Annotated in this window: 19 protein-coding genes and 1 pseudogene; 7 read left to right on the forward strand and 13 right to left on the reverse strand. The window is 43.6% G+C overall.

The features are described from left to right. Positions 1–222: 222 nt before the first annotated feature. Positions 223–987, forward strand: coding sequence for a diguanylate cyclase (locus B4K11_RS16140; protein WP_292953735.1), 765 nt, complete (start codon positions 223–225; stop codon positions 985–987). Positions 988–1,181: 194 nt separating this feature from the next. On the opposite strand, the gene B4K11_RS16145 is transcribed toward B4K11_RS16140, so the two are convergent. Further along, positions 1,182–1,439 carry a DUF3081 family protein gene (locus tag B4K11_RS16145; RefSeq protein WP_292953662.1) on the reverse strand — a complete coding sequence of 86 codons (258 nt, stop codon included), beginning with the start codon at positions 1,437–1,439 and terminating at the stop codon, positions 1,182–1,184. A 214-nt stretch (positions 1,440–1,653) separates the two neighbouring features. On the opposite strand from B4K11_RS16145, the gene B4K11_RS16150 reads away from it, so the two are divergent. Both B4K11_RS16150 and B4K11_RS16155 read left to right on the forward strand, forming a co-directional pair. Further along, positions 1,654–2,283, forward strand: a complete 630-nt coding sequence (locus B4K11_RS16150; RefSeq protein ID WP_292953665.1) for an HPP family protein — start codon at positions 1,654–1,656, stop codon at positions 2,281–2,283. A 344-nt stretch (positions 2,284–2,627) separates the two neighbouring features. Next, the gene (locus B4K11_RS16155) at positions 2,628–3,011 is read left to right on the forward strand and encodes a DUF2789 family protein (protein WP_292953668.1); all 384 of its coding nucleotides are present in this window, start codon (positions 2,628–2,630) and stop codon (positions 3,009–3,011) included. Here the strand turns inward: B4K11_RS16155 and B4K11_RS16160 are convergent. From B4K11_RS16160 to B4K11_RS16180, 5 genes and pseudogenes are all read right to left on the reverse strand, one after another. Continuing rightward, positions 2,972–3,265 (reverse strand): annotated as a pseudogene (locus B4K11_RS16160) (LysR substrate-binding domain-containing protein); the annotation flags it as partial. The gene B4K11_RS16155 and the pseudogene B4K11_RS16160 sit on opposite strands and share 40 nt — an antisense overlap. A 366-nt stretch (positions 3,266–3,631) precedes the next feature. Further along, the gene (locus B4K11_RS16165; RefSeq protein ID WP_292953671.1) at positions 3,632–4,483 is read right to left on the reverse strand and encodes an ion transporter; all 852 of its coding nucleotides are present in this window, start codon (positions 4,481–4,483) and stop codon (positions 3,632–3,634) included. 376 nt (positions 4,484–4,859) lie between these two features. Further along, entirely contained in the window at positions 4,860–6,794 is a 1,935-nt protein-coding gene (locus tag B4K11_RS16170) for a sensor histidine kinase (protein ID WP_292953674.1), read from the reverse strand. Between the two features lie 4 nt (positions 6,795–6,798). Next, positions 6,799–7,920 (reverse strand): ABC transporter substrate-binding protein, encoded by a 1,122-nt coding sequence (locus tag B4K11_RS16175; RefSeq protein ID WP_292953677.1) that lies wholly within the window; start codon positions 7,918–7,920, stop codon positions 6,799–6,801. Between the two features lie 17 nt (positions 7,921–7,937). Then, positions 7,938–10,169 (reverse strand): EAL domain-containing protein, encoded by a 2,232-nt coding sequence (locus B4K11_RS16180; protein WP_292953680.1) that lies wholly within the window; start codon positions 10,167–10,169, stop codon positions 7,938–7,940. A gap of 290 nt (positions 10,170–10,459) precedes the next feature. On the opposite strand from B4K11_RS16180, the gene B4K11_RS16185 reads away from it, so the two are divergent. The 3 genes from B4K11_RS16185 to B4K11_RS16195 all read left to right on the forward strand — a co-directional run bounded on the left by B4K11_RS16185 (position 10,460) and on the right by B4K11_RS16195 (position 15,034). Then, entirely contained in the window at positions 10,460–11,839 is a 1,380-nt protein-coding gene (locus B4K11_RS16185) for a sodium:proline symporter (protein ID WP_292953683.1), read from the forward strand. A 19-nt stretch (positions 11,840–11,858) separates the two neighbouring features. Next, positions 11,859–12,686 carry a metallophosphoesterase family protein gene (locus B4K11_RS16190; RefSeq protein ID WP_292953686.1) on the forward strand — a complete coding sequence of 276 codons (828 nt, stop codon included), beginning with the start codon at positions 11,859–11,861 and terminating at the stop codon, positions 12,684–12,686. A gap of 137 nt (positions 12,687–12,823) precedes the next feature. Next, positions 12,824–15,034 (forward strand): 4Fe-4S binding protein, encoded by a 2,211-nt coding sequence (locus tag B4K11_RS16195; protein WP_292953689.1) that lies wholly within the window; start codon positions 12,824–12,826, stop codon positions 15,032–15,034. A gap of 123 nt (positions 15,035–15,157) precedes the next feature. Here the strand turns inward: B4K11_RS16195 and B4K11_RS16200 are convergent, their stop codons facing one another. From B4K11_RS16200 to B4K11_RS16230, 7 genes are all read right to left on the reverse strand, one after another. After that, a complete protein-coding gene (locus tag B4K11_RS16200; RefSeq protein WP_292953692.1) occupies positions 15,158–15,583 on the reverse strand; it encodes a GFA family protein in 426 nt (141 codons plus the stop codon). Positions 15,584–15,706: 123 nt separating this feature from the next. Then, positions 15,707–16,600: a class I SAM-dependent methyltransferase gene (locus tag B4K11_RS16205; protein ID WP_292953695.1), complete on the reverse strand. Its 894-nt coding sequence runs from the start codon at positions 16,598–16,600 to the stop codon at positions 15,707–15,709. Positions 16,601–16,636: 36 nt separating this feature from the next. Beyond that, the gene (locus B4K11_RS16210) at positions 16,637–17,533 is read right to left on the reverse strand and encodes a hydroxymethylglutaryl-CoA lyase (RefSeq protein ID WP_292953698.1); all 897 of its coding nucleotides are present in this window, start codon (positions 17,531–17,533) and stop codon (positions 16,637–16,639) included. Continuing rightward, positions 17,530–19,557, reverse strand: a complete 2,028-nt coding sequence (locus B4K11_RS16215; RefSeq protein WP_292953701.1) for an acetyl-CoA carboxylase biotin carboxylase subunit — start codon at positions 19,555–19,557, stop codon at positions 17,530–17,532. The genes B4K11_RS16210 and B4K11_RS16215 overlap by 4 nt, the downstream gene beginning before the upstream one ends. A 3-nt stretch (positions 19,558–19,560) precedes the next feature. Continuing rightward, positions 19,561–20,355, reverse strand: a complete 795-nt coding sequence (locus B4K11_RS16220; RefSeq protein ID WP_292953703.1) for an enoyl-CoA hydratase-related protein — start codon at positions 20,353–20,355, stop codon at positions 19,561–19,563. 9 nt (positions 20,356–20,364) lie between these two features. Continuing rightward, positions 20,365–21,972 carry a carboxyl transferase domain-containing protein gene (locus tag B4K11_RS16225; protein WP_292953707.1) on the reverse strand — a complete coding sequence of 536 codons (1,608 nt, stop codon included), beginning with the start codon at positions 21,970–21,972 and terminating at the stop codon, positions 20,365–20,367. A gap of 57 nt (positions 21,973–22,029) precedes the next feature. Further along, a complete protein-coding gene (locus tag B4K11_RS16230) occupies positions 22,030–23,196 on the reverse strand; it encodes an isovaleryl-CoA dehydrogenase (protein ID WP_292953710.1) in 1,167 nt (388 codons plus the stop codon). Between the two features lie 387 nt (positions 23,197–23,583). On the opposite strand from B4K11_RS16230, the gene B4K11_RS16235 reads away from it, so the two are divergent. Next, entirely contained in the window at positions 23,584–24,753 is a 1,170-nt protein-coding gene (locus B4K11_RS16235; RefSeq protein WP_292953713.1) for a thiolase family protein, read from the forward strand. The last annotated feature ends 200 nt before the right edge of the window (positions 24,754–24,953 follow it).

Here is a 24,953-nt window from a genome sequence, read left to right on the forward strand (position 1 = left end):
GTATTAGTTATGATCTTTAGTAAATTTCTGTAGCGAAGCATAAAGCCTCAAAGAAGCTGCTTTCTGTCGGTAGGCGACCTAAGTACTTTAGAGGCTAGGAAGCTAAATTTATACCTTTTTGTTAAAAGGAATCTTTGATGAAGAGATACGCGGTATTAGCCATCCAGCTGATGGAGCCTCCGCGTTCTCTTGCGACTGAGAACGAACCGCAAATTGCTATTTTTGGCGCTGGCCGTTTCTGACCCCGCTCCCGATTTAATTCTTCTTGATATTGAGATGCCTGATTTAGGGGGGCACGAGGTGTGTAAGCAGCTGAAGTCGCAACTACACACTCGAGATATCCCTGTCATCTTTGTGACGGCTAGAGATGATGAGGGAAATGAGCAACTAGGATTACAACTCGGTGCTGTGGATTATATCACTAAGCCTGTAAGGCCTTTGACGGTTCTGGCGCGTGTAAACACACATATAACATTGAAGCAGCAAAGGGACATGCTGCAAGAGATGGCGCTTAAGGACCAGCTTACAGGGCTATACAATCGCTACTATCTGCTTGAAGCAGCTGAACAGCGAATGGCTAATGCAGCAAGGCATGGAACGCCTATCAGTATCTTAATGCTGGATATCGATTATTTTAAGAATATAAATGATCAACACGGCCATTTAGTCGGCGATAGTGTGCTTGCACGCATGGCAACTGAATTATTAAGTGCATGTCGAAAGGAAGATATCGCTGCGAGATACGGCGGTGAAGAGTTTGCTTTTCTGCTTGGTTACTGTCCTATTGATGTTGCTGAAGCGAAGGCCGAAGTCATTCGCCAGCAGGTGGAAAGTATATCTTTTTCTCATGGTATTAAAGTAACCGTCAGTATTGGAGTGACCCATCTTGGAGCGGAGGATACAACGATTGAACAGTTGTTTGATCGAGCAGATAAGGCTCTGTATCAGGCTAAAAAGCTCGGTCGCAATCAGGTGTGTGTGAATTAAGGGATGTATTCATTTGGACTGGATCTGACAGCAGTGGCTGTCTGATTTGATCTAGCCCAGGTGTCCGCTTTGTGAAAGCAGCCGCTTTGATGGACCTAGAGTAGGTCAGCTAACACAAAGCGGACATGCTAATTTTGTGAAAGTGAGAAGAATCTGCCTTAATTCTGATCACTTCACTTCCCGTGAATTACCCACTAATATTGTCTGTCTAGTTTTTTAACTTTTCTTAAGAACATATATTCTTTTTCATTTGATACAAATTCACACTGTAAACGGCTACCAAAGTTTAGCTTCACTAAATTGTATGCATCTGAGACTGTAACAACAAAGCCATCACCGCTTTTATGAGCATATAGCCCTCCTAAGAAATAGTGGCGATTGTTTAGTCGCTTACCAAATCTTAAAATCTTTTCGTGAACGCGTTTAACCAAGTTTTCATTAACGTGTTTCATTTGCAATATCCTTGGGCAGCCACCTAATGCCTAGTAAAAAAGCTAAAAAACGTTTCTATATTAGAAACTATGAAAACAAAAAAAATACAGAAAAATGACAGGTTTTTTGGGATTAATATTTAGATTTTTTAAATTAGCAAAACTTTTAAACATCCTTTGGGTCACAAGTAAAAGAAGCTTTTTAAGCAAATGAATAAAAAGGCAGGAGTATTTTATGTTCTCTATATACGAGTATGATCGTCGAGTTTTCAGGAATACGCTTGAGGAATTATATAAAGTTAACCCTATTGAGCCTTCTGCCGCTTCACTTAGGCCCGATCCTGAAATGAAGTATCCGCAGTCAAAATCACGTATTAACAAAGAATATGTTCCTAACAATAATGCTTTAGAGGCTTACCGAGATTTAATCGATGCAAAGCCTAGAGACGAGCTCAAACATGCTTACGAAATTATGCAGAAAGATTTCATAGTATTGAAGGATACTCAAACAGCCTTTGAAGCACTTGATACCTTACACTATAGCCAGCTTGATGCCCTTCCCGTCATTAATGATAAAAACTGCATTACCGGGCTTTTCTCTGACAAGGCAATCACTGAAAAATTACTGAACAATCCCAATGAACAACTTAACTTAAGGATCACAAGCCTTAACTCATGGGAATTCGAAAAAGTTATCACGGCAGAACCTGTCACCAGTATCAGGAGGATCGCCGAAGTGATGTCCCGTTATAACCTATCAGTTGTGCCTATCGTAGACGCTTACGATGAAATTACTGGTATAGTTACCGGCAGAGAGATCGCGCAGGCGATTTCTAACGATCCCCCTATCAGTATCTGGACCTAAAGCCGTGACCAGATGTGCTTTTCACGTTTAATCTGCGATGTTGATAGACCAATGCGCCCGAGCTGATCCACTATATCGTCCACCATGGATGGATTTCCAAAAACATAGGCTAGAGTTCCTTCTATATTGTCACTCGGCGATTTGACTCAAAAGCGCTCTCGGGCTTCTGCTGACACAAGAAAAATCGATAATTTTTCTGTTCAACATAGCTCCTCCAAATAACTACTTTGACAGTCAATGCTGGATTAATTCATTCCGTTTTTACTTAATGCCGTTCCGAAAAAAATTGCATTATTTTATTAAGAAATTATCTAATAATATTTGAAAAAAAACGGAGAAATAACATGGAATATTACGATCAAGATAAGCAAAATTTATTCAGGCAGCTAAGACTAAATGATAGCCCTGAAGAAATTGATGAGTTCATAGAGTCGCACAAAATATATTCAGGTGAGCTTCATCTAGCAGATACTCAATTCTGGTCAACGTCACGATCAGAGTTCATTCGCGAGTCTCTATATAATGACAGTGAGTGCCTCGGCTCGGTTGACTACCTAGATATGATTTTGAGAGATTGCGGTCAGCACTACGTTGAGAATTCACCCCATTATTCAAAAGATTGCTTTTTACCGAGAATTAAATATGAAGGCAAAAAATGGTACGAGTTCTCTGGTTTAAAATTTAGTAACTCTTCAAGGCCCGGGTTTATCAGGCTGCTATCCCTGTAAATTGCGTACAAATCTTCTGTAATGCTGTTAACCACACCAATCACTTTTACACCATACTGCTCACATATTTCTTCTGCTATAAATGTAGGTGCTGAGAAATACCCTTCTCCGGATTGCCCAAGTACTTTTAACAAAGCACTGTCATCAATTTCTGCCTTAATATTCTGTTGAATATTGTGATCTTTGAACCAATCCTTTAACTTTTCTAGATAAGGTGTATGGCGCCCATAACTGAGGAAAGGCTGGTTATTCAGATAACAGAATGTTTTCTGCTAGGATTGCATCCGCACTAGCGCTACTTGAGGAAGAGTCTTTGATGAATACATTGCTAACGGGATGATAGCGACAGTAAGGGCTGTGAACAGAAATAAATCTGTTTTACATCGATTTAAATCTAACGCAGTGAGCTTTTGATTGATCCTATTGTTTTAATTTTCTGTTCGATATGTAGACCAACCTGCTGCCATCTGAACTATGCTTGCACGGTGGCTGGCTAGAAATGCTGGGATTTGGTAGAAACAGTTTGTATTAACTCAGTTGAGCGCACGTGTTTTGTCAATATCTATTCAATACTCGGCTATTGTACGATAGTTGTTGATAGGTGATCCCATTATATTGCGCTAGCAGCGTCTATTCCGTTCTTGCAACAGATGTTTTAGTTCACCTATCTCAGCACGCAGCTCCTTCATCTCCGCGTGCATATCCGCTTCTATATGATCACGTGCCTGATCAACCGCACCAACGGTGGTTTTGGTCTCTATTTCGGTGAAAGTCTGCATGGCATTTACGATGATCGCAATAAATAAATTAAGCATGGTAAATGTTGCTATTAGGATGAATGGAATAAAAAACGCCCAAGCATAAGGGTAGGTTTCCATTACCGGTCGAGAGATTCCCATGGACCAGCTTTCTAATGTCATAATCTGAAACAGGGTATAAAGCGAGGCGCCAATGCTTCCAAACCATTCTGGAAACGCGCTGCCAAATAGATTGGTAGCAATAACCGCAAACACATAGTAGATTAGCAGCAATACTAAGGCGATTGATGATAGCCCTGGAATAGAAGCTAACAGTGCGCCAACCACTCGTCGCATGGATGGTACGATCGATAAGATTCGTAATACCCTAAGTACACGTAACGCTCTCAATACAGAGAACGGTCCGGTGGACGGCATTAGTGCAATAGTCACTACCAAGAAATCGAACAGACTCCAAGGGTCACGGAAAAACTTCAACCTATAAACGAAAAGCCGAAGTAAAATCTCAAAAACAAAGACAGTCAAAATTACACGGTCAAGTATCAAGATCGGAACACCATAACGGTTCATGATAGCCGGAACCGTCTCCAACCCAAGGGTAATAGCGTTAATAACGATCAACGTTAGGATCATATGTTGAAAGAGATTGCAGTTGATTAGGCGTCGGCAAGCGGAGTGAAAACCCTCTTCAGATACCGGTTGTTTCATATTCATTGTTATAGTATCAATTCTCGTAACTCGTAGAATAAATAAAATAGGTCCATATGGTTTTTTAACAAACTATGACTTCAATAAATGCATCAAACACTCTATCGTCTGGGACTTGTACTTTCCAGTATCAATCGCTGACTGTATGTCCATAACGTAATTTGTTGCAAGTAGTTTTGTACCTACATTAGTCTCTCACTAATAGTGAAACAACTAGCTTTCAGTCGACATCAGCGCGCATCATTAAAAGTCTGCTTTTGGCACCAAACAGAAGTTGGAACGATGTTTGGAATGTGTCGAGAGCGGAAAATGAATGTCAGGTCAAGTTCAGGTTTCTACGATTAAGGAGCCTGTGACGTTTACTGCTTTTAAATGATATTTCTTAAATATTCTCAGGAAGATTTAAGATTGTTTTTGTACCCTTGCCTAGTTCGCTTTCCACATGAACTTTCCCCTTTAGCACTTTGGTGGTCAAATTATGCACAATGTGAAGGCCTAAACCACTGCCACCACTCCCACTTTTAGTGGTGAAAAATGGATCGTAGATACTGTTCTTTATGTTGCTATCTATACCTTTACCATTATCCTCGACTGTAATTTGGACATGCTTGTCATCGGTTTCGCGTGCCGAAATAGTAATCTTTCCATCGGTACGGCCTTCAAATCCATGAATGATAGAGTTTTGAATTAAATTCGTTATGACTTGGGATATCGCACCTGGAAAACTTTCAATTTTAATATTCTCTGGTATGTCTGCATCAACATGAATCTTGGCTTTTTTAATCATGGGGTGAAGCGTTGTCAGTACATCATGGATATGTTGGTTAAGGTCAAATTGACGTTTTTTTGAACTGGCTTGGTCTACGGCAACTTGCTTGAAGCTGTGAATTAGCTCAGAAGCACGATAGAGGTTTCGTTCTATAATGAGCGTCCCTTGCTCCATTTCATCTATGAAATCATTAAAGCTTGTTTGGGTTAGATTATTGCTTTTAACTCGTGCTGCAATATCCCGAACGCTTGAACTCAATGTTGAGGAGGTCATTTGGCTATTTCCAATAGGCGTATTGAGTTCATGAGATACCCCCGCTACTAATGCCCCCAGCGCTGATAGCTTTTCTGATTGAACTAACTGGTCTTGAGTTAATTGAAGATCTTGAAGGGTTAGTTCTAGCTCGTGATTACTCTGTTTTAGGTCTTCTGTACGTTCTTCTACTCTTCGCTCAAGTTCCTGATTGAGTTTTGCGACCTCATGCTCACGGGCCTCAATGGCGGCACTCATTTTGCTTAGATTGTTGGTGAGGCGCTGAACCTCTCTGATTTTAGATTTATTGGAATTGGTTTCGTATCTGCCTGAAGCCACCGCTTGGGCTTGCAGAGCGACTTGGGCAAAACCTGATAGGAACTCGCGAGCAAGTAACATTGCAATGAACCCAGCTGAGGCGATGCTGGTAATGATCGCTATAAATAAAATGTCATAAATTGCTGACTTCTCCGCTTCTACTTCAGTTCGGGGTTGTGCGGTTATGAGCATCCAGTTTAAGCCTGGGATGATGGAAGGGGTACCGATGTATTCTTTATTGTTGAAGGTAAAAGGTAAGCTGATATCTTCTCCATGATCTGCTTGCTGCACCAGTTTTAGATTTGAAAGATTGATTTGCTGGTGGCTGAGAGATACATCGGGGTGGGCAATTAACTGTCGATTTCGATCTAAAATCATAACCGTAACATTGTGCTGCACAGCTAAATCACTGACTAAATTTGGGAACTCTTCAATTGAAATTTCTCCAGTGATAGCGCCAGAAAAAAATGGCCTTGAATAAGCGATTGATAGCCTGCCTGTGACCGCGGATAGAAACGTATTCGACCATATGGCTTGGCTGCTGTTTTGTACGTTTTTATAGAAACTATTTTGACTAATATCTAGTGCGATGAAGTTCTGCCGGAGTTGTTGGCGGTTGTTAGGCAAGCCGATATTAGTAATCAAACCTGAGCTGTTTGTTAGGTAAATGGTAGAGAAATAGGTTTGGCTATTTGTGTAAATGTCAAGGAAAGCATGTTTTTCATCGAATAGTTCGTATCTTTGTCTAGAGAATTTGGCTAATACGTTTAAGTCGGATGCGGCATTATCAAGATAGCTTATGACTTGTGCAGATATAGATTCTAATAGTGTCAGTTGGCTAAGGTGATGATTATGGTTGATTTTAGGAACGAGTAGAATAATTGAAAGGAGGCTGGCGATAAGCAGAGGTATGATCGCGACGATAAGGAACTGGGTTGTTAAAATTGTGCGTAGAGGCCAACTTTTTTTATTCGTCATAAGGTCAATCCACTAACTCAAACTGACCGTTCTTTATTTGACTAATAAATACCTTACTTTGCCCATCCCCGTGCTTATCTATTTTTAGGGAGCCCTGTACGCCTTGGAACTCGCCTAGGTTAAGTAAGTTTGTTTTTAAACGTTCTATATTGCGGTCTTTCATGAGTGCGCTTAACAGCATTCTTGTGGCGTCGTAGCAGTAGATGGAGGGGAAAGTAGGGCTGGCTTTAAAACGCTTTAGGTAATTCTTTTTAAACTTAAGAAATTGCGGGGCGCTACTATTAATATCCACGTATTTAGGAGCGTAGGTCCCTTCAGCATATTGACCGCTAAGCTGGATCAGCCGATCTGTCCCCGCCCAATTAGAGGCGACAATAATAGTATTTGGGTCCACTTGTTTGATTTGTTTAATGAGAAGAGCCGCATCAACTGCATTGACTGATAACAAAATAACCTGAGGCTTTTCGGCCATAATGCTGAGAACTATGTCAGAAAAGGCGGTATCTTTTGTTGAATTGAAAGTGGCGGTAGATATTAGTTTTCCGCCGTTCTTCTCATAGCTATGTTGAAACCATTCGAGCCAAGCACGTGTATAGGCCTCATTACTGAGATCCATGACTGCGGCTGCCCTAATTGCAGCGGGGTATTTCTGGGAGATGAAACTTCCCATGTGACTTGCATGGGAGGAAAGGTCCGCTACATTTCGGATAAAATAGTCATCAAGCCCAGTTAAACGGTCGGTTGTTACTGTGCAGGCCATCATGACTTTTTGGGCTTTGTTTATATGTTCTACACTTACTGTTGCGATAGCGCTGGTCATCGGACCGATAATGGCATTTACATCACTCTCAATGAGTTCTTTGACTAATGAGCTAGCCAGTACTGGGTCCTGCTTATCATCTTTATAAACAATGCTGATAGGCTGGCCATTGATACCACCACGTGCATTTTGCTCTTCAATGGCTAGAGTCACACCGTTTCTGCCTCCCGTGCCTAAATCCGCGACACGGCCTGTCATTCCTCCGATAAAACCTAATTTAACAGGCTCTTCTGAACAGCCAAGCATGAGAGAGAGGAATAACGTGATGAAACCAAACTTACTTAACTTGTGATTTGAATCTAACATGATTAAGCCACCCGAAATTAAGCAGGACGATTTTGCAGCCATTGTTCCAATTGGGTTAGTTCCATTGGCTTCGCAAAGAAGTAACCTTGTACTTCAAAGCATGAAAGCGCTTTGAGACGTTGAATCTGCTCTTCGGTTTCTACACCTTCAGCAATAACGTCCATCTTGAGATCTTTGCCTAAGTTGATAATCATTTCTGGGATATGGGTGCCTGTTGATTGGCTAAGCATTTTATCAATGAAGGATTTATCAATTTTAAGTCGATCAAAATTAAGTGTTTCTAAATAGCTTAAACAGGAAAAGCCTGTACCAAAGTCATCGATGGCTACGCGTGCGCCGGAATTATGAATGACTTGAAGGATGTCTCTTACTTTATCGGTATCCATCATGGCAACAGATTCAGTCACCTCAAATTCAATCTGCTCGGCGGGTAGAGGAAATTTATCTAACTTTTCTTGTAGCATTTGCAAAAAATTAGGGTGCCTAAACTGTGCAGGAGAGATGTTGATGCCTATTTGGAGTTGCTGATTGTAGCGTTTCTCTAAATATTCTATATCTCTGAGGGCTGTATCTATAACCCACTCGCCAAGAGGGATGATAAGCCCTGAGCTTTCAGCAACAGGAATGAACTGGTCCGGTGTAATCATGGTTCCGGTTTTGGTTTTCCAACGCATTAGCGCTTCTAGACCATTTACTTTTCCTGTGCGTATATCTACTTGGGGCTGATAAGCTAAATAGAGTTCGCTTTCAGCATGAGCTTTACGCAAACCTTGCAGTAACAACATGCGTTGGTGGGTTTCGCGCTCCATCTCATGGGTGTATTCAACCGATTCCCCTCTGACAACCGTCTTCGCTCGTTTCAGAGCAATATTGGCGCGTTTTATAACATTCGTGCCACTTATGTTGGCATCTTTGAGTATGTAGATGCCTTGAGTAGTCGATATAGTTAAGTCATCGCCAAAGAGGTCAAATGGCTGCAATAGGATTTTATTAATCTCGCTGGGAGTGGTGAGTTGCTGCGGGCCTAGTAATCCAAAGGTGTCACCTGAAACACGAAAGATGAATACGTCCTCAGGTAGTTTTTCTCTTAAGCGGTTGGCTACTAAGCGTAAAAGCTCGTCTCCGGAATCTGTGCCTAAGGTGTCATTAACTTCGCTAAAATGATCGATGTCGATTAAAACAATGGCTTGGTTTTCTATTTTTTCGAGCATCACTTGGTCAATATGCTTAGCCAGAGATACTCGGTTGGGAATATCGAGTAGTGAGTCAAAATACGCATAGTTATGAAGACGGTCGAGTATAGAAGCGTTGTCTAAACAAACAGAGATATTGCTGCAAAAAACTTCAAGCAGTTGTTCCTCGGTTTCTATCAATGGACGCTGTATATCCAGATAGAGAAACATGTCGTTACCACATTCGCTAGGGAAAAAGAGTACACATGCGTATTCATTTTTTATCGAGCGGCGCTTAGATGCTGCTTCAACCAGCATCGCTTGAACGTTTCCATTATTATCAAGAATGATTGCATCGTGGGAGGGGGGATCAAGATCTCCCGATGCTGCAACAATACTGAATTCTTCCTCTTCCTCGGTGTGTGTATCAGTATTCTGTTTAAAGCAGATCATTCCCTCTGCTGCTATTGAAAGGAGAGCGGCTAACTGAGTGATGATGCCATTTGCAAGCTCTCTAGTACCGTGCAACGTAATAAGTGCACTGGAGGCAAGTACAATCCGCTCTAAGCCTTTTCTGCTTGTATCGAGAGTTGTAATTTCAGAGTAAGAGCGAATGGCAGAGGTTACAGTGGTGAAGAGACGCGTACGGGTTAGATCTGCTTTGTTTTTGTAGTCATTAATATCATATTTTTGAATGATCTCGATTTCAGGGGCGTATCCAGGTTGCCCTGTACGTAAGACAATTCGTGTATTTTTGAGCTGGAGTTCTTCCCTGATAATGTGAACTAAATCTAGCCCCGCATGATCGGTCTCCATGACTACATCTAACAGAACAACTGCAATATTTGGAGTGGATTGCAGCACTTTCAGCGCTTCCGCTGCAGAAAACGCATGCAGCAGCTCTAAAGGCTGGTTTAAAAACGTCAGTCCTTTTAGACCAAACTTGGTGACCTCATGTACATCTTGATCATCATCTACGACGAGGACTTTCCATGGGCGTAACGTATTTTTTGCATCTGGAAGGTTGGTAACATCTGAACTTTCTTCAGCAAAAATAACGAGCTTGTCGGACATCATTAGTTCTCAGTTCTCATGGTCATTATTTAAGTATATGCGTATATGCAAATTTTTCTTTTAAATTTATAAATTAATTCCTCTAAATTAGGAATACAAATTCAATGCCTTAAACTGCTTCGATTAATTATCTTAAGATCAAGATCAAGATCAAGATCAAGATCAAGATCAAGATCACGATAAAGAGAAGTAAGTGCTTCTTAATCAAAGGTTATTGGTTTTTGGGAACTAGCTATCTATATGGTTGTCTGAATTTGAATATCACCCTCTCTATCGATTGAATGAATTTTTTAATGGAACTTTGGTTAGCGTTTTTGGTGTCAAGTTTGGCGCTTATTTCTATCGTAATATCCCGTAAAGTCGATAGTGAAAGTAGCTTTTTTAAAGGCAAGGAAGCTGATGGTGCGGCTCCAGGCCTTTTGACCTTGATCTTTTCACAAGTCACTACGTGGATATTTGCCCGTTCGCTATTAAATGCGGCAATTTTAGGCTTTTACTACGGTGTTTGGGGCACACTCGCCTACGCCGCCTATTATTTGTCCTTTCTTACGGGGGGGCGGATTATTGATCATTTGCGCTTCGAGCAGGGTTACGACAGTGTTCAGTCTTTCTTAAAGGATCGGTTTGGTTATTGGGGGAGTCGTTGCTATAACTTTGTGGTGGGCGTTCGTTTGGTGAGTGAGGTCTTCGCTAACCTTCTCGTTATAGGGATCTTATTTGGCGTTGCTGGGAGTCAGTCTTATACATTGGCGGTTATTGGCTTAGCCATGGTTACACTGGTTTATTCAATGCTGGGCGGTCTGCATGCGTCGTTGCGTACCGACTTTTTCCAAATGTTAGTTTTTATTGTTGTACTCAGCGTACTACTGTTGATCGTTGTAGGTGGAGGTCATTTCAACGCAGAACTTCTGGCATTTAAACCGTTCGACATTAGCGAGCCAGGCCCTATCTTACTTTTAGTTGCGCTGCTACAAGTATGGAGTTATCCCATGCATGATCCAGTCATGATGGACCGAGGCTTTTTAGCGGATAGAGAAACCACGAAACGAAGCTTTATTCACGCAGGCTGGATTAGTAGTTTATCCATTATAGCTTTCGGCTCTTTGGGTGTGATTGCTGGGGCTAATGCCCTGAGTGGCGAGGATATGAATCAAGCGTTAAGTCGCTTGCTGGGTGAGTTACCTATGTTTTTGTTTAGCGCCACGTTAGTGATTTCTGCGATGTCGACCTTAGACAGCACTCTAACAAGCTCAGCCAAAATGATGGTGCTGGATATGCGTCTGATGTCTGTGAATTTACGCAACGGTAGGATTGTGATGGCGGTCTTTATGTTGCTGGGCGTTTTGCTGGTGTTCGTCGGTAATAAAGATCTGTTTAGCGCCGTGGCTGTCAGTGGGACCGCTTCGATGTACTTAGTCCCCGTAATTTTCTTTAGCTTGTGGGGCAATCGACGTGATATACCAGTTTGGAGTTATGTGGCTAGTTTTGCCTTAGCGATGGGTGGCGCGGTGCTGTATTTTACTGAATCATCAGGCCATACCGCTGTGCTAGGTGAGGTTCATAAATACACCAAGCTGCTTTGGATCTGTATTACGGTCATGATTGGTGGCTGCGCTTTATTTTGGGTGGGCGGTGCAAGCCAGAAACAGCCGCAGCCACTTGTGAATAGTTGATAAAAGTTAGGACTAAAGCATGAACCTTGGTCAACTGGATGGCCCCGTATTAGTCTTTGGCGGGCCTTATAGTAATTTGGCTGCGACTGAAGCTGTGAAAGCGGAGACTGAACGTTTAGGTATTCCTGCGAAGCGGGTTATATGTTCCGGGGACCTTGTCGCCTACTGCGCCCAACCTGAAGAGACTGTCGCGCTGATTCGTGATTGGAATATCCATGTTGTGATGGGGAATTGTGAGGAGTCTTTAGCTCAAGGTTCGCTCGATTGTGGTTGCGGCTTTGAGGCTGACAGCGCTTGTTCGTTACTGTCCATTGAGTGGTATAACTATAGTAATCAGCGTGTATCCTTAGTTGATAAAGCATGGATGTCTGAGTTACCGCGAAACCTCAGTTTTAGTATTAATCAAAAGCGATTCATGGTTGTCCATGGCAGCTTCCTGCAGATTAATGAGTTTATATTTCCCAGTAGTTCCGCTGCGTTAAAAGTCCAACAATTGAGGGACGCTGATGTTGATGTGATGATCGGCGGACATTGTGGCCTGCCATTTTCTACTCGCTTAGATCAAGGTGTATGGCTTAATAGCGGTGTCATAGGCATGCCCGCTAATGATGGTACCTCTGAGGGTTGGTACATGCTGATAACGCCCGTAGGAGATCGTATCGATATTAGCTGGCACCGACTTGCTTATGATGTGCAGCGTACGGTTAATCATATGCAGAGAGAGCATGTGAGTGCACCTTATGCCCAATGTCTGCAAAACGGGCTATGGCCCAGTTTGGATATTTTACCTGAGGAGGAACGCTCCCAAACAGGTATTCCGATCGAGCTACCTTCGTTGGCAATTTGATTTTTAAGAGAAAAATTAGCATTGGGCTTTCTTTTGGTCTTATACCAAAGGCACTAATGCTCGATCCAAAGTTCAGTTCTTTTTATTTATCAGTTCTATCTAATGTATCGTCTATAAAAATAAAATAAGTTGTTGATATGAATTCCTATGTTGTACTGGAACGATTGTATTTAAATTCTCTTTTGATGGTCGCGAAAGCCCTCAAGTCTTTATTTCTTTCATTCTGCGTTTTTTTGGTTTGCCTTCTATTTAGTAGTTTGTTGGCCGCAGGCGTCATGGATAAAGCGGCGATGGAGAAAGCTTTTCCCTCACCTTACATAGTGGGTGATAAAGATAGCGAACTACCTATCTGGCCTTTATATCAACAGATTTCAACTGATACGCCACTTGTCGGTTATGCATTTGAGTCCATTGATTTAGCCGCGATACCTGGATTTGCAGGTATTCCATTTAACTTACTAGTGGCTATTGATCCGGATGGAAGCTTTCTAGAAGTGAAGGTTTTGTCACACCATGAGCCTGTTTTCTTAGAAGGGTTGGGTGAAAAACCACTGTTTGATTTCGCGAAGCAATATACAGGCATCTCATTGATGCAGAATGTAAAGATTGATGCCAAACCTTCGCGTGCGGCAGCGAGCAATACGGCGAATGCATATATTGATGGGGTCACGAAAGCGACGGCCTCTGTACGTATTTTGAATCAATCCCTACTTTCCTCCTCTTTAAAGGTTGCGCGTGAAAAATTAGGTTACGCCAAGGGGCGTGATCCCGATCTTATTGCACGTATAAAACCAGATATCTATGAGTCGATGAGTTGGGATGAGCTGGTAGATGAAGGGCTGATTGTTAAGTACAGATTTAGTAACGAAGATGTAGAGAAGCAGTTTGTTGGCACTATAGGTGAAGGCCAAGATGAGGAGGGCCTTGAAGCGCCTCAAGAGACGTTTATCGAGCTTTATGTTGCCAATGTCTCTGTACCGACCGTTGGGCGAAACCTTCTACTGCCAGAGGCTTGGGAATATCTACAGCAGAGTGTAGGCAGCAATGACCAATTGATCTTGATATTGGGTCAGGGGCGTCATTCGTTTGTTGGTGAGGACTTTGTCAGGGGGAAAGTGCCAGAGACGCTGAGTCTTAATCAGGCTGACCTACCTATTCAGATACGTGACTTTGATTTAGAAGATCGTCTGGACCTGTTCGAATTAGATTACAAGTTAAAGCTGCCAAGTGAACTGGAAGAGTTTGAATGGAAGCTTTTTCATGTGATTGGTCAGGCGGGGTTAGATCCAGCTTTTCCTGCAGAGTTTGAACTCAATGTGACCCGTCAAAAAGGTTGGCTGTACCCAGAAGCGGTAACGGAAGGTATTGAGTTTGAATCAACGATCCCTGAGGAATATGTTCTAGCCGCTGAAGGCGACAATAAAACCTGGCATAGCCTTTGGGAAGGACGTAAAACAGACATTATCATTCTGCTGTCTGCTTTGGTCATTCTGACAATTGTGTTGGTTAAATTCAGTGTGCTCACTCAGCCAAAGCAGCGTTTAAGTTGGTTCCGCCCACTCTACTTGCTGTTTACCTTAGTGTTCATTGGTTGGTATGCCCAAGGACAGTTGTCCATTGTTAATATCACGGGTGTACTGCAAGCCCTAGTGGCGGGCCGCAGTTTAGAGTTTTTCCTTTATGATCCTATGACAGTTTTGCTCTGGGCGTACATTGCGGTGACGTTCTTTGTCTGGGGACGTGGTACGTTTTGTGGTTGGCTCTGCCCGTTTGGAGCGTTACAAGAGCTGATAGGCAAAGCGTTAGCCTTCCTGAAGCTTCCTCAGCTAAAAGTATCTGCTAAGTTAGATGCACGGTTGAAGTGGCTTAAGTATGTCGTGCTGCTGGGTATTTTAATTGTGGCGGTGATCTCTGTGCCTTTAACGGGCAGTGTAGTTGAGATTGAACCGTTTAAAACCAGTATTACCTTGATGTTTGACCGGTCTTGGCCCTTTGTTCTTTGGGCTGTGGTTCTGTTACTGCTTAGCTTATTTGTATACAAAGGCTACTGTCGTTATATCTGCCCGCTGGGAGCTGGCATGGCGGTCTTTGGTAAGCTGAGAGTTTATAAGTGGTTACCGCGTAGAAGTGAGTGTGGGCAGCCCTGTCAGCTTTGTAAGCATAAGTGCGAATATCAGGCGATCGAGCCAGACGGCAAGATCGATTATGATGAATGTTTTCAGTGTTTAGATTGCGTTGTTATTTATGACAGTGATGAGCTTTGTGTTCCCTTAATCGTTGAAAAGCGTAAAGGGCGTAAATTAAAAACACGTAACAGCAACGATGACTTAATCGCTTCTAGCAAATAGTTCAGCTGATACAGTGTACTTTGTAATAAGTGTCTTCCCGTAGATCGAACTTTTCCAGAAAAGCGTTACGGGAACGCACTTAGGCACAGAGTTATAGACTTATTCGTAGGTTCTTTTGGTTCCTTAGACGCTATCTGCGAAATAGGCGTGTATTTCCGCTTCTGTCATCTCTTGCGTTTTATTTGAGAAACAATAGTTGTCCGGCCGTTTGTCGCTAAAATACTGCATTGTCATCTCTAGCTTTTCTATCGGCGGGAATAAACCTACAGGCATATTGTATTCTCCTGTTTTTTTCAGTCGATAGAACAGGTGGGTGCCACAGTTGCTACAAAATCCACGTGTTGCCCAATCTGATGAATCATACTCTTTAAGACTCTTCGTATCTTCAAACTGAACGTCAGCTCCACATTGAACGGCAAATAGAGGCCCTCCACCCCATGTTCTACACGTTTCACAGTGACAAACCGTGTATTTAGGATTGATATTTGTTGCCTTAATTTTTACATCACCGCAAAGGCAGCTTGTCTCTTTTGAAATAGAATTGGACATAGTTAGATACTCAAATTTGTGTGAAGGTATTGATGAACCGGCTAAGTGTATCAAGCAGTTTACTTATCATGGCATGAGAGCGTCATAGAAGAAATCATTTATATGTGAACTTGCCCGCCTGATTTACGATGCCTTCTTTGCAAGCACCTCGACAACTTCTGCCGCATTGTTCTGTAAGTTTTTCATCAAGTTGTGTCCCATCAATTTAAATTCTGGGCCGAGAATCATTGCAGGCGAAACCGGTGGAGTGTTCTGGCTGGTCGTCTGTTCTTTAACGCTTTGACGTGTTCGCCACTCAAGTGCCTGCGCTGACCAATTATCAAAGCTGCTGAGTTGAAAACGGCTCTGTTTTAGCAAGTCTCTTAAGTGTTGTTCATTGATTAGGTGAGAATGCTGGGCATCTCGTGCCCATGGTACTGGATAGAGCATCATTTCAGGCTGTGTGCCTTCTATGACCTCATGTAGCAGTATGTGACCACTAGGTTTAAGCAGACGCCAACACTCTTTGAGTACGCCACTATCATCCGGGATATTCAGAAGACTATGTTGAAAGATAATCAGGTCAAATTGAGATTCCATAAACGGTAAGTGATGAGCATCTGCAGTAATAAGCGAAGGGGGCTTTTGTTTGCATATTGAGGAAATCTTTCTGTTTATTTGATTAAAGGGGTGGCAGATATCAACGCCGATAATATTCAGCGGTTGAGAATGCTTGGGTCCAGTTAAATTAGATTGCAGCAAGCGCATTAATCCGCCAAGGCCAGAGCCAATATCGAGGATACGACTGGCATTGAGGTGCTGAATTCTATCCAGCAATTTTAATGAGGCTTTAATTCCACCAATGTGAAGCTGGTCTATGGGTGCGAGCTGATAGATATCAGGTCCTTGAGGGTACGCTTTTTGGAGTGATTCTATGATGAGCTTGGCATCCAGTGCTTGCTCATAGTGTTGCTCGACTGATTCGGTCATTGGTTCAGACATTGGTTTAGATACAGGTTTAGATATAGGTTTAGACATAAGCGGTGTCTACACAAAGGGTGAATGGGAAACTGGTTAACGCATCGCACGAGCGACTTTGGAAGCGCTTGGGCGGCCTAACTGTTGTGAGATCCAATGACTCGTTTGCACCAATTTATCTAGATTAATATCCGTGTGGATACCTAAACCGTTAAGCATATAAAGAACATCTTCAGTGGCAACATTACCCGAAGCGCCATGGGCGTATGGGCAGCCACCTAAGCCTGAAACAGATGTATCGATAACGGAAATACCCTCTTCAAGTACGGCATAGAGATTGGCCAATGCTTGTCCGTATGTATCATGAAAATGTGCTGCAAGCTGAGTGATAGCCACTTTCTCGGTCACCGCTTCAAGCATTTTTTTAGCCTTTAAAGGGGTGCCGATACCAATCGTATCGCCCAAAGATATTTCGTAGCAGCCCATATCTAACATCTCTCGACTAACAGAGGCTACTTGCTCGGGTGAAATGTCTCCCTCATAGGGGCAGCCCAGAACGGTGGACACATAGCCTCTAACGGGAATGTTCCTAGCTTTAGCGGCTTCGATAATCGGTAAAAAACGATTTAAGCTTTCAGAAATAGAACAGTTAATGTTTTTTTGCGTAAAGCTTTCAGAGGCCGCACTGAAAACAGCGACCTCTGTTGCGTTGGCATTAATGGCTCTATTGAGACCCGTTAAGTTCGGTACTAAAGCGGCGTAGCAAACCCCTTTTTTTTGCTTAATCTCAGCCATTACCTCTTTGGAATTCGCCATCTGAGGCACCCATTTCGGCGATACAAAACTAGCGGTTTCAATATGTTGAATACCTGCATCGACTAAACGATGAATGAGCTCCACTTTAACCTGTGTGCTAATCATTTCGCCGGGTTCATTTTGCAGGCCGTCTCTTGGGCCTACTTCAACGATCCGAACATGGGAGGGGAGTGTCATCTGCTAACGTTCTCATCTGTATCTTCAAGGCTTGTCAGGTTTAACGCTTGTGATTCAAGTTCAATGAGTAGAGCGCCCTCGTTTACCTGATCGCCTTGAGCAAAGTAAATGTTTTTTACAACACTATCACAAGGTGCGGTAATACTATGCTCCATTTTCATCGCTTCCATAATGATGAGGCAATCTCCTTGCTTTACCGGTTGTTCTTTTTTAACGCTGATTGCGACGATAACGCCATTCATGGGAGCCGCCAGAGCGCCATCTGCGGCGGTATCTAGCTCACTCAATGCGAGACTTGGGCGCTGGCATTGAAACTGCTGACCTTGATAGAAGAGTGTTAATTGATCGTTATCTTCAAAGCAATAAACAGTCAGCTGCTGACCATCGATGTTAAGGCAGAGGCGATCCACTATTAGCTTTGCAGTGATTGAATAGCTTTTTTGATCCACCGTGATGTTATAGCCATCAGCTTGAATTATGACTTCTATCTCATAGGTTTCTTGGTCTGTGACAATTACTGTTACATAAGGCTCTACACTGTTTAGTCGCCAGTTATTACGCTGATTAAAAGGGGAGTAGTGATCTCCTTCGATTGTGCCATTTTGTTGCTGCCGTTGTGAGAAATAGGTCGCGGCTATAGCTAAAAACCAGTGATGATCTTGAGGAGGGTGAGTAAATAACAGCTCATGATGTTTCTCTATAAAGTCTGTATTGATCTGTTTCTGCCGAAAAGGCTGTGAATTGGCTAGCTGAAGTAAAAATCGGATGTTGGTTTTTATCCCAGCTATTCGATATCCCCTAAGTGCATCGACCATCCGGTTGATAGCAGCTTCTCGCGTCTCCCCCCAAGTAATCAGTTTTGCGATCATAGGATCGTAGTAGATGCTAATCTCATCGTTTTGGATTACACCGGTATCAATGCGCAGGTAATCATTTTCTTCGGGCGTAGATAGATATTTTAATCTACCAGTCGCAGGTAGGAAGCCATTATCCGGATCTTCTGCATAGATGCGCGCCTCGACGGCATGCCCGTTAATGTTGAGCTGATCTTGGGTGAGAGGCAGTGTTTCTCCATATGCTATTCGTAGCTGCCACTCGACAAGGTCTAAGCCTGTGATCATCTCGGTGATAGGATGTTCTACTTGAAGCCGTGTGTTCATCTCCATAAAGTAAAACGTGCCATCGGGGTTATACAGAAACTCAACGGTCCCAGCGCCTACATAATTAATCGCTTGGGCTGCGCGTACAGCGGCTTCGCCGATGGTTTTACGTGTTTGCTCGCTTAGGTCCGGTGCGGGCGCTTCTTCAATTATTTTTTGATGACGACGTTGCAGGGAACAGTCGCGTTCGGCCAGATAAATCCCCTGACCCTGTTGGTCACAAAAAACTTGCACCTCCACATGGCGGGTTTGCGTCAAGTAACGCTCGATTAACATATCCGCATTACCAAAGGCTTTCTGTGCTTCACGGCATGTTGAATCTAAGGTTGCGTCAAATTCATCTGCGGAGTTCACTATCCGCATCCCTTTGCCGCCACCCCCTGCGACCGCTTTAAGAAGTTGCGGGTAGCCACATTCAATAGACGCTTGTTTTAGTTGCTTCGGCTCTTGGTTTGCACTGTGATACCCCGGCACAATCGGAACATTCGCTTTCGCCATGATCTCTTTTGCGATGGACTTTGAACCCATTGCAGCAATGGCCGAAGAGGGTGGGCCAATAAAGCAAATATCGTTGGCGGCTAATGCTTCGGCAAACTGGGTGTTTTCTGATAAAAATCCGTAACCGGGGTGCACAGCTTGCACGGCGGATTGTTTGCAAATATCAATAATTTTATCGATACAGAGATAGCTTTGTTCGCTAGGAGAGGGACCTAACAGAAAGGCTTCATCAGCTAAGGTGACATGGCGAGCATTGAGATCCGCTTCAGAGTAGACCGCTACGCACTTTATACCTAATCGTTGTGCCGTTTTGATAATTCGACATGCGATCTCTCCACGGTTGGCGATCAGGATTTTAGTAAACATCTGCTACTCCTCTTTCCAAGAGGGTGAACGCTTTTGTAAAAAGGCGTTTAGGCCCTCTTGCCCTTCATCACTGACTCGAATGTCAGCAATACGCATAACAGTATCTTGAATAAGCGCTTTATCAATTGTTTGTTGGCTGACAGAGGCGAGGAGCTCTTTTGCGGCATGTATCGCTTTAGGACTGTTTTGTTGAAGGTGTCCGATGATTTTTGAATAGCTCTCATGAAACAGTTCCGGTGTCGCAACAATTTCATGAACTAAACCAAAAGACGCCGCTTGCATTGCACTGAAGGGCTCTGCGGTTAAAAAGTAACGCCGTGCTTGGCGCTCGCCTATGGCACGAACAACATAAGGGCTAATGACCGCAGGAATAAGCCCTATTTTAACTTCACTGAGGCAGAATAAACTCGATTCTGTTGCGATAACGATGTCGCAGCATGCGGCTAATCCGATCGCTCCCCCATATGCGTTACCTTGAATAAGGCAGAGGGTAGGTTTTGCCAATGTATTTAGGCGCTGCATCAAATAGGCTAGACGCTTAGCGTCGTTGAGATTATCTTGATGGCTGCTAGCGGCCATCCTTTTCATCCATGCAAGGTCAGCTCCCGATGAAAAGTGCTTGCCTTCTGAACAGAGTAATAGCACTTTTATTTGCGGGTCCGTATGGCAAGTGTCTAAGTGCGTTATTAAAGCTTCAATAACACGATCATCAAAGGCATTGTGCACCTCTGGGCGATTAATTCTCAGTACTGCGACGCCATCTTCGCCTATAGAAAATAAGACTACCGAGTTTTCCATTGCCTCTCCTTACATTCTAAATATTCCGAAGTGAGTATCGTCTATCGGTTTATTCAGTGCTGCGGATAAACTCATACCTATAATGTCTCGTGTATGAGCCGGATCGATGATGCCGTCATCCCATAAACGGGCACTTGCATAGTAGGGATGCCCTTGGTGTTCATAATCTGCAATCGTATCCTGCTTAAATTTCTGTTCTTCATCGTCCGGCCATGTGATGCCTTGGCGCTCCATACTGTCACGTTTTACTGTGGCTAAAACACCAGCGGCTTGCTCGCCGCCCATCACGGAGATACGGGCGTTTGGCCACATCCATAAGAAATTTGGATTGTAAGCACGTCCACACATACCGTAGTTCCCTGCACCAAAAGAGCCGCCAATAAGGACCGTCACTTTCGGTACATTTGCACAAGCAACGGCTGACACCAGTTTTGCTCCATGTTTGGCAATCCCTTGTGCTTCATGTTTTTTCCCGACCATAAAACCGGTGATATTTTGTAAAAACAGCAGCGGTATTTTTCGTTGGCAACAGAGCTCAATAAAGTGAGCGCCTTTTTGGGCAGAGTCACTGAAGAGAACCCCATTATTGGCGATGATGCCGATAGGGTAGCCACAGAGATGAGCGAAGCCTGTCACTAGAGTTGTACCAAACAGCGCTTTAAACTCATCGAATTCAGAACCATCGACAAGACGGGCGATTACTTCACGGACATCGTAAGTTTTTTTAAGATCGGTGCCGACAATGCCGTAGATCTCATCGGCTGGATATAAAGGGGGAAGTGGTTTTTTGGTAGCAAGAGTGAGCTGTTTTTTTCGATTGAGATTAGCAATACAGCTGCGGGCTATTTCCAGAGCATGTTCATCATTTTCAGCGTAGTGGTCAGCGACCCCCGATGTTTTGCAGTGCACGTCGGCCCCGCCAAGCTCTTCTGCGGTAACAATCTCACCGGTCGCCGCTTTCACAAGGGGTGGCCCGGCTAAAAAAACAGTACCTTGGTTGCGCACGATAATGGATTCATCTGCCATTGCGGGTACATAGGCACCCCCCGCCGTACAGAGCCCCATTACAACGGCAATTTGGGGGATCCCTTGGGAAGACATGCGCGCTTGGTTGTAGAAAATACGTCCAAAGTGGTCGCGGTCAGGGAAAACCTGATCTTGTTGAGGCAGATTAGCGCCTCCGGAGTCGACTAGATAGATACAAGGTAGATGATTTTGCTCAGCAATCTCCTGTGCGCGGAGATGCTTTTTAACGGTTAGAGGGAAGTAAGTACCCCCTTTAACGGTCGCATCGTTTGCAATGATCATGCACTCTTGTCCGCAGACTGGGCCGATTCCTGCGATAACGCCCGCTGCGGGAATATGGTCTTCATACACCTTATAAGCAGCGAGTTGAGATATCTCCATAAAAGGTGAAAGGGGATCAAGCAGCTTATTGATACGCTCTCTGGCGAGTAGTTTACCTCTTGATTGATGCAGTGCTTGGTTCTTGGATCCACCTCCTTGTTTAATATGTTCGATTTTGTTCTGAAGATCGCAGACGGCATGATTCATCGCTTCATGATTGCTATCAAAAGCGGATGAACCTAGGTTTATTTTACTTTTAATAACCGTCATGAATCTCTCCTAACATACGACCTCCTAAGCTAATTTGTAGGGAAGCTAATCAAAAGGTTATTGGTTAAGGAATAACTCGCGACCAATTAGCATCCGGCGAATCTCTGAGGTTCCCGCCCCAATCTCATAGAGCTTGGCATCACGTAGCAATCGGCCACTGGGAAATTCATTTATATAGCCGTTACCGCCCAATAGCTGAATAGTATCTAAAGCAATTTTAGTGGCGGTTTCACCTGTATAGAGAAGTACCCCTGCACAGTCTTTACGGCTTACTTCACCTCGCATAACGGCGTGTGCAACCGCGTAGGTGTAAGATTTACAGGCATTCATCTGGGTGTACATATCAGCAATTTTTCCTTGGACCAGCTCAAACTCTCCGATCGATTTTCCAAATTGGCTGCGGTCACGAATATAGGGCACGGCAAGGTCCATTGCTGCGGCCATAATGCCGAGAGGACCACCGGCTAGCACAAGGCGCTCATAATCTAAGCCACTCATCAGTACTTTTACGCCAGCGTGAAGCTCGCCTAAGATATTTTCTTTAGGCACTGGGCAGTCTTGAAAAACTAATTCACAGGTATTGGAACCGCGCATACCCAATTTATCGAGTTTTTGATGGCGTGAAAAACCGGGGCTTTCACGCTCCACAATAAAGGCAGTGATCCCTTTCGAACCCGCATCTAAATCGGTTTTGGCGTAGATAATATAAGTGTGTGCGTCAGGCCCGTTGGTAATCCACATTTTATTCCCGTTTAAGAGATAGTGATCTCCGTTGTCACGGGCATATAGTTTCATGGAAACAACATCCGAGCCTGCATTGGGTTCGGACATTGCTAAGGCGCCAATATGCTCTCCACTAATCAATTTAGGTAGGTATTTGGCTTTTTGATCGGGGTTACCATTTCTGTGAATTTGATTAACGCATAAGTTTGAGTGGGCAGCATATGATAAGCCTACGGAGGCCGAAGCGCGGCTAATCTCCTCCATTACGATGATGTGCGCTAAATACCCCATATCAACGCCGCCGTAACGCTCTTCAACCGTAATACCTAAGAGCCCCATATCTCCGAGCTCTCGCCATAGATCATTGGGAAACTCATTTATTTGATCTATTTCAGCGGCGCGTGGGGCTATTTGCCGGCTCGCAAAACTATTTACTTGCTCACTTAACATGTCGAGCGTTTCGCCTAGTCCAAAGCTCAGTCCTGAGTAGTGTGAGATCATATGGATACCTATAACTTACCGATGGGGCATCTGGATATGCGTCATGGTTAGAAAGGCCCTGCTCGGTTCTCTGTAAGGTGTTACGTATAATTTTTTATAATGTCAGGTTAGTTTAGCTTTGGGTTTTCGTAAAGCGGGATCGGGGGGCAAATCGACGTAGATCTTTGTTGGTTTGGGTCATGTAAGCTATTGATTAGTATTAAGTTAATGTGTTTATTTATAGTGTAAAAATAGGGCTGAATTGGCTTGTGCTTACTGTGCCTTTTTGGCTGTTTTATTGCTAATTCTGGTTCCCCGCATATATTTATATAAGGCTTATAAACATTCTGAATAGAGGTTTTTTATCTTTTGATTTCAGAGTGTAGATGAAGGCATGTAGGTGTTTTTATGTGCATAGATCCTGTCGTTATTGTGAGTGCAAAACGTACACCTATAGGGAAGCTTATGGGGTGTTTAAGTTATGTGAGTGCGCCTTATTTAGGGGCTGCGGCAATCTCTGGCGCCATTAATCAGGCTGCTATTGAAAAGGTAGAAATTGATGAAGTTCTAATGGGTTGTGTCTTATCTGCTGGCTTAGGCCAAGCACCTGCAAGACAAGCCTCTCGTCTAGCTGGGCTTCCCGATCAAGTTGGCTGTACCACCGTCAATAAAATGTGTGGATCAGGAATGAAAGCGCTCATGCTTGCCCATGATCAACTGATGGCGGGCTCTGCCAATATTATGGTTGCAGGCGGTATGGAGAGCATGAGCCAGGCGCCTCATTTGTTAGCAAAAGCACGTAAAGGTTTACGTTTAGGCCATGCAGAGATGTTGGATCATATGTTTGTGGATGGTCTTGAGGATGCTTACGACGGTCGTTTAATGGGAGAGCTTGCGCAGGAGTGTGCAGACAAACATCAAATTGGCCGAGTTGAGATGGATGATTTCGCTATTGCCTCATTGAGCAGAGCGATAACCGCGTCACAGTCTGGGGCGTTTGATGCGGAAATATCTTCGCTTAAGGTCGGTGAAATTGTTGTAGACAGAGATGAGCTGCCTCCGAAAGCCGATGTGGAAATGATTCGACATTTGAAAGCGGTATTTAAGGAAAGCGGAACTCTGACGGCTGCAAATTCTAGCTCTATCTCAGATGGAGCGGCGGCATTAATCCTGATGCGCGAGTCCGAAGCTAAGAGGAGAGGTCTAGATCCTCTGGTGAGGATTGTGGCACATGCTACTCATGCTCAGCTGCCAGCGGAGTTTCCTGAGGCTGTTGTTGCTGCGATTGAAAAGGTACTGATGGCCTCTGCTTGGACTCTGGATGATGTGGATCTATATGAGATTAATGAAGCGTTTGCGGCAACGGTGTTGTTGGTTATTAATACGCTTGGCTTAGATCGGAAACGCGTAAATGTGCATGGTGGTGCATGTGCTTTAGGGCACCCTATTGGAGCCAGCGGAGCGCGAATTATTGTCACCTTACTGCATGCCTTAGAGGAGAAAGGCCTACAGAAAGGTTTGGCTGCGGTGTGTATTGGTGGAGGAGAAGCGACAGCTCTCACCGTTGAGCGAGTATAAATAAGTTATCCACAAGGTAAAAATTAGGGAGCTGTGCAGAATAAGTTGAATAGAAAAAAATAGTGCTGTGGATAAAACAGTTATGCCAATCGTCTTGTTGTTAATAATTTACGGTGAATAAAGTTATGCACTACGCTTTTTCGATTAAGAGTACAGTCTAGGATCACCTTTATACACAGCTGCGTCAAAGAACAATATTT

The sequence above is a fragment of the Neptuniibacter sp. UBA6509 genome, from assembly GCA_002435145.1.
In the GTDB taxonomy this organism is placed as follows: Bacteria; Pseudomonadota; Gammaproteobacteria; order Pseudomonadales; family Balneatricaceae; genus Neptuniibacter.

Coding starts and splice junctions, on each gene's coding strand:
- B4K11_RS16235 (WP_292953713.1), top strand. CDS start 23,584: ATGTGCATAGATCCTGTCGTTATTGTGAGTGCAAAACGTACACCTATA.
- B4K11_RS16165 (WP_292953671.1), bottom strand. CDS start 4,483: ATGAATATGAAACAACCGGTATCTGAAGAGGGTTTTCACTCCGCTTGC.
- B4K11_RS16195 (WP_292953689.1), top strand. CDS start 12,824: ATGAATTCCTATGTTGTACTGGAACGATTGTATTTAAATTCTCTTTTG.
- B4K11_RS16145 (WP_292953662.1), bottom strand. CDS start 1,439: ATGAAACACGTTAATGAAAACTTGGTTAAACGCGTTCACGAAAAGATT.
- B4K11_RS16225 (WP_292953707.1), bottom strand. CDS start 21,972: ATGACGGTTATTAAAAGTAAAATAAACCTAGGTTCATCCGCTTTTGAT.
- B4K11_RS16200 (WP_292953692.1), bottom strand. CDS start 15,583: ATGTCCAATTCTATTTCAAAAGAGACAAGCTGCCTTTGCGGTGATGTA.
- B4K11_RS16180 (WP_292953680.1), bottom strand. CDS start 10,169: ATGATGTCCGACAAGCTCGTTATTTTTGCTGAAGAAAGTTCAGATGTT.
- B4K11_RS16150 (WP_292953665.1), top strand. CDS start 1,654: ATGTTCTCTATATACGAGTATGATCGTCGAGTTTTCAGGAATACGCTT.
- B4K11_RS16210 (WP_292953698.1), bottom strand. CDS start 17,533: ATGACACTCCCCTCCCATGTTCGGATCGTTGAAGTAGGCCCAAGAGAC.
- B4K11_RS16215 (WP_292953701.1), bottom strand. CDS start 19,557: ATGTTTACTAAAATCCTGATCGCCAACCGTGGAGAGATCGCATGTCGA.
- B4K11_RS16185 (WP_292953683.1), top strand. CDS start 10,460: ATGGAACTTTGGTTAGCGTTTTTGGTGTCAAGTTTGGCGCTTATTTCT.
- B4K11_RS16190 (WP_292953686.1), top strand. CDS start 11,859: ATGAACCTTGGTCAACTGGATGGCCCCGTATTAGTCTTTGGCGGGCCT.
- B4K11_RS16230 (WP_292953710.1), bottom strand. CDS start 23,196: ATGATCTCACACTACTCAGGACTGAGCTTTGGACTAGGCGAAACGCTC.
- B4K11_RS16155 (WP_292953668.1), top strand. CDS start 2,628: ATGGAATATTACGATCAAGATAAGCAAAATTTATTCAGGCAGCTAAGA.
- B4K11_RS16170 (WP_292953674.1), bottom strand. CDS start 6,794: ATGACGAATAAAAAAAGTTGGCCTCTACGCACAATTTTAACAACCCAG.
- B4K11_RS16205 (WP_292953695.1), bottom strand. CDS start 16,600: ATGTCTAAACCTATATCTAAACCTGTATCTAAACCAATGTCTGAACCA.
- B4K11_RS16175 (WP_292953677.1), bottom strand. CDS start 7,920: ATGTTAGATTCAAATCACAAGTTAAGTAAGTTTGGTTTCATCACGTTA.
- B4K11_RS16220 (WP_292953703.1), bottom strand. CDS start 20,355: ATGGAAAACTCGGTAGTCTTATTTTCTATAGGCGAAGATGGCGTCGCA.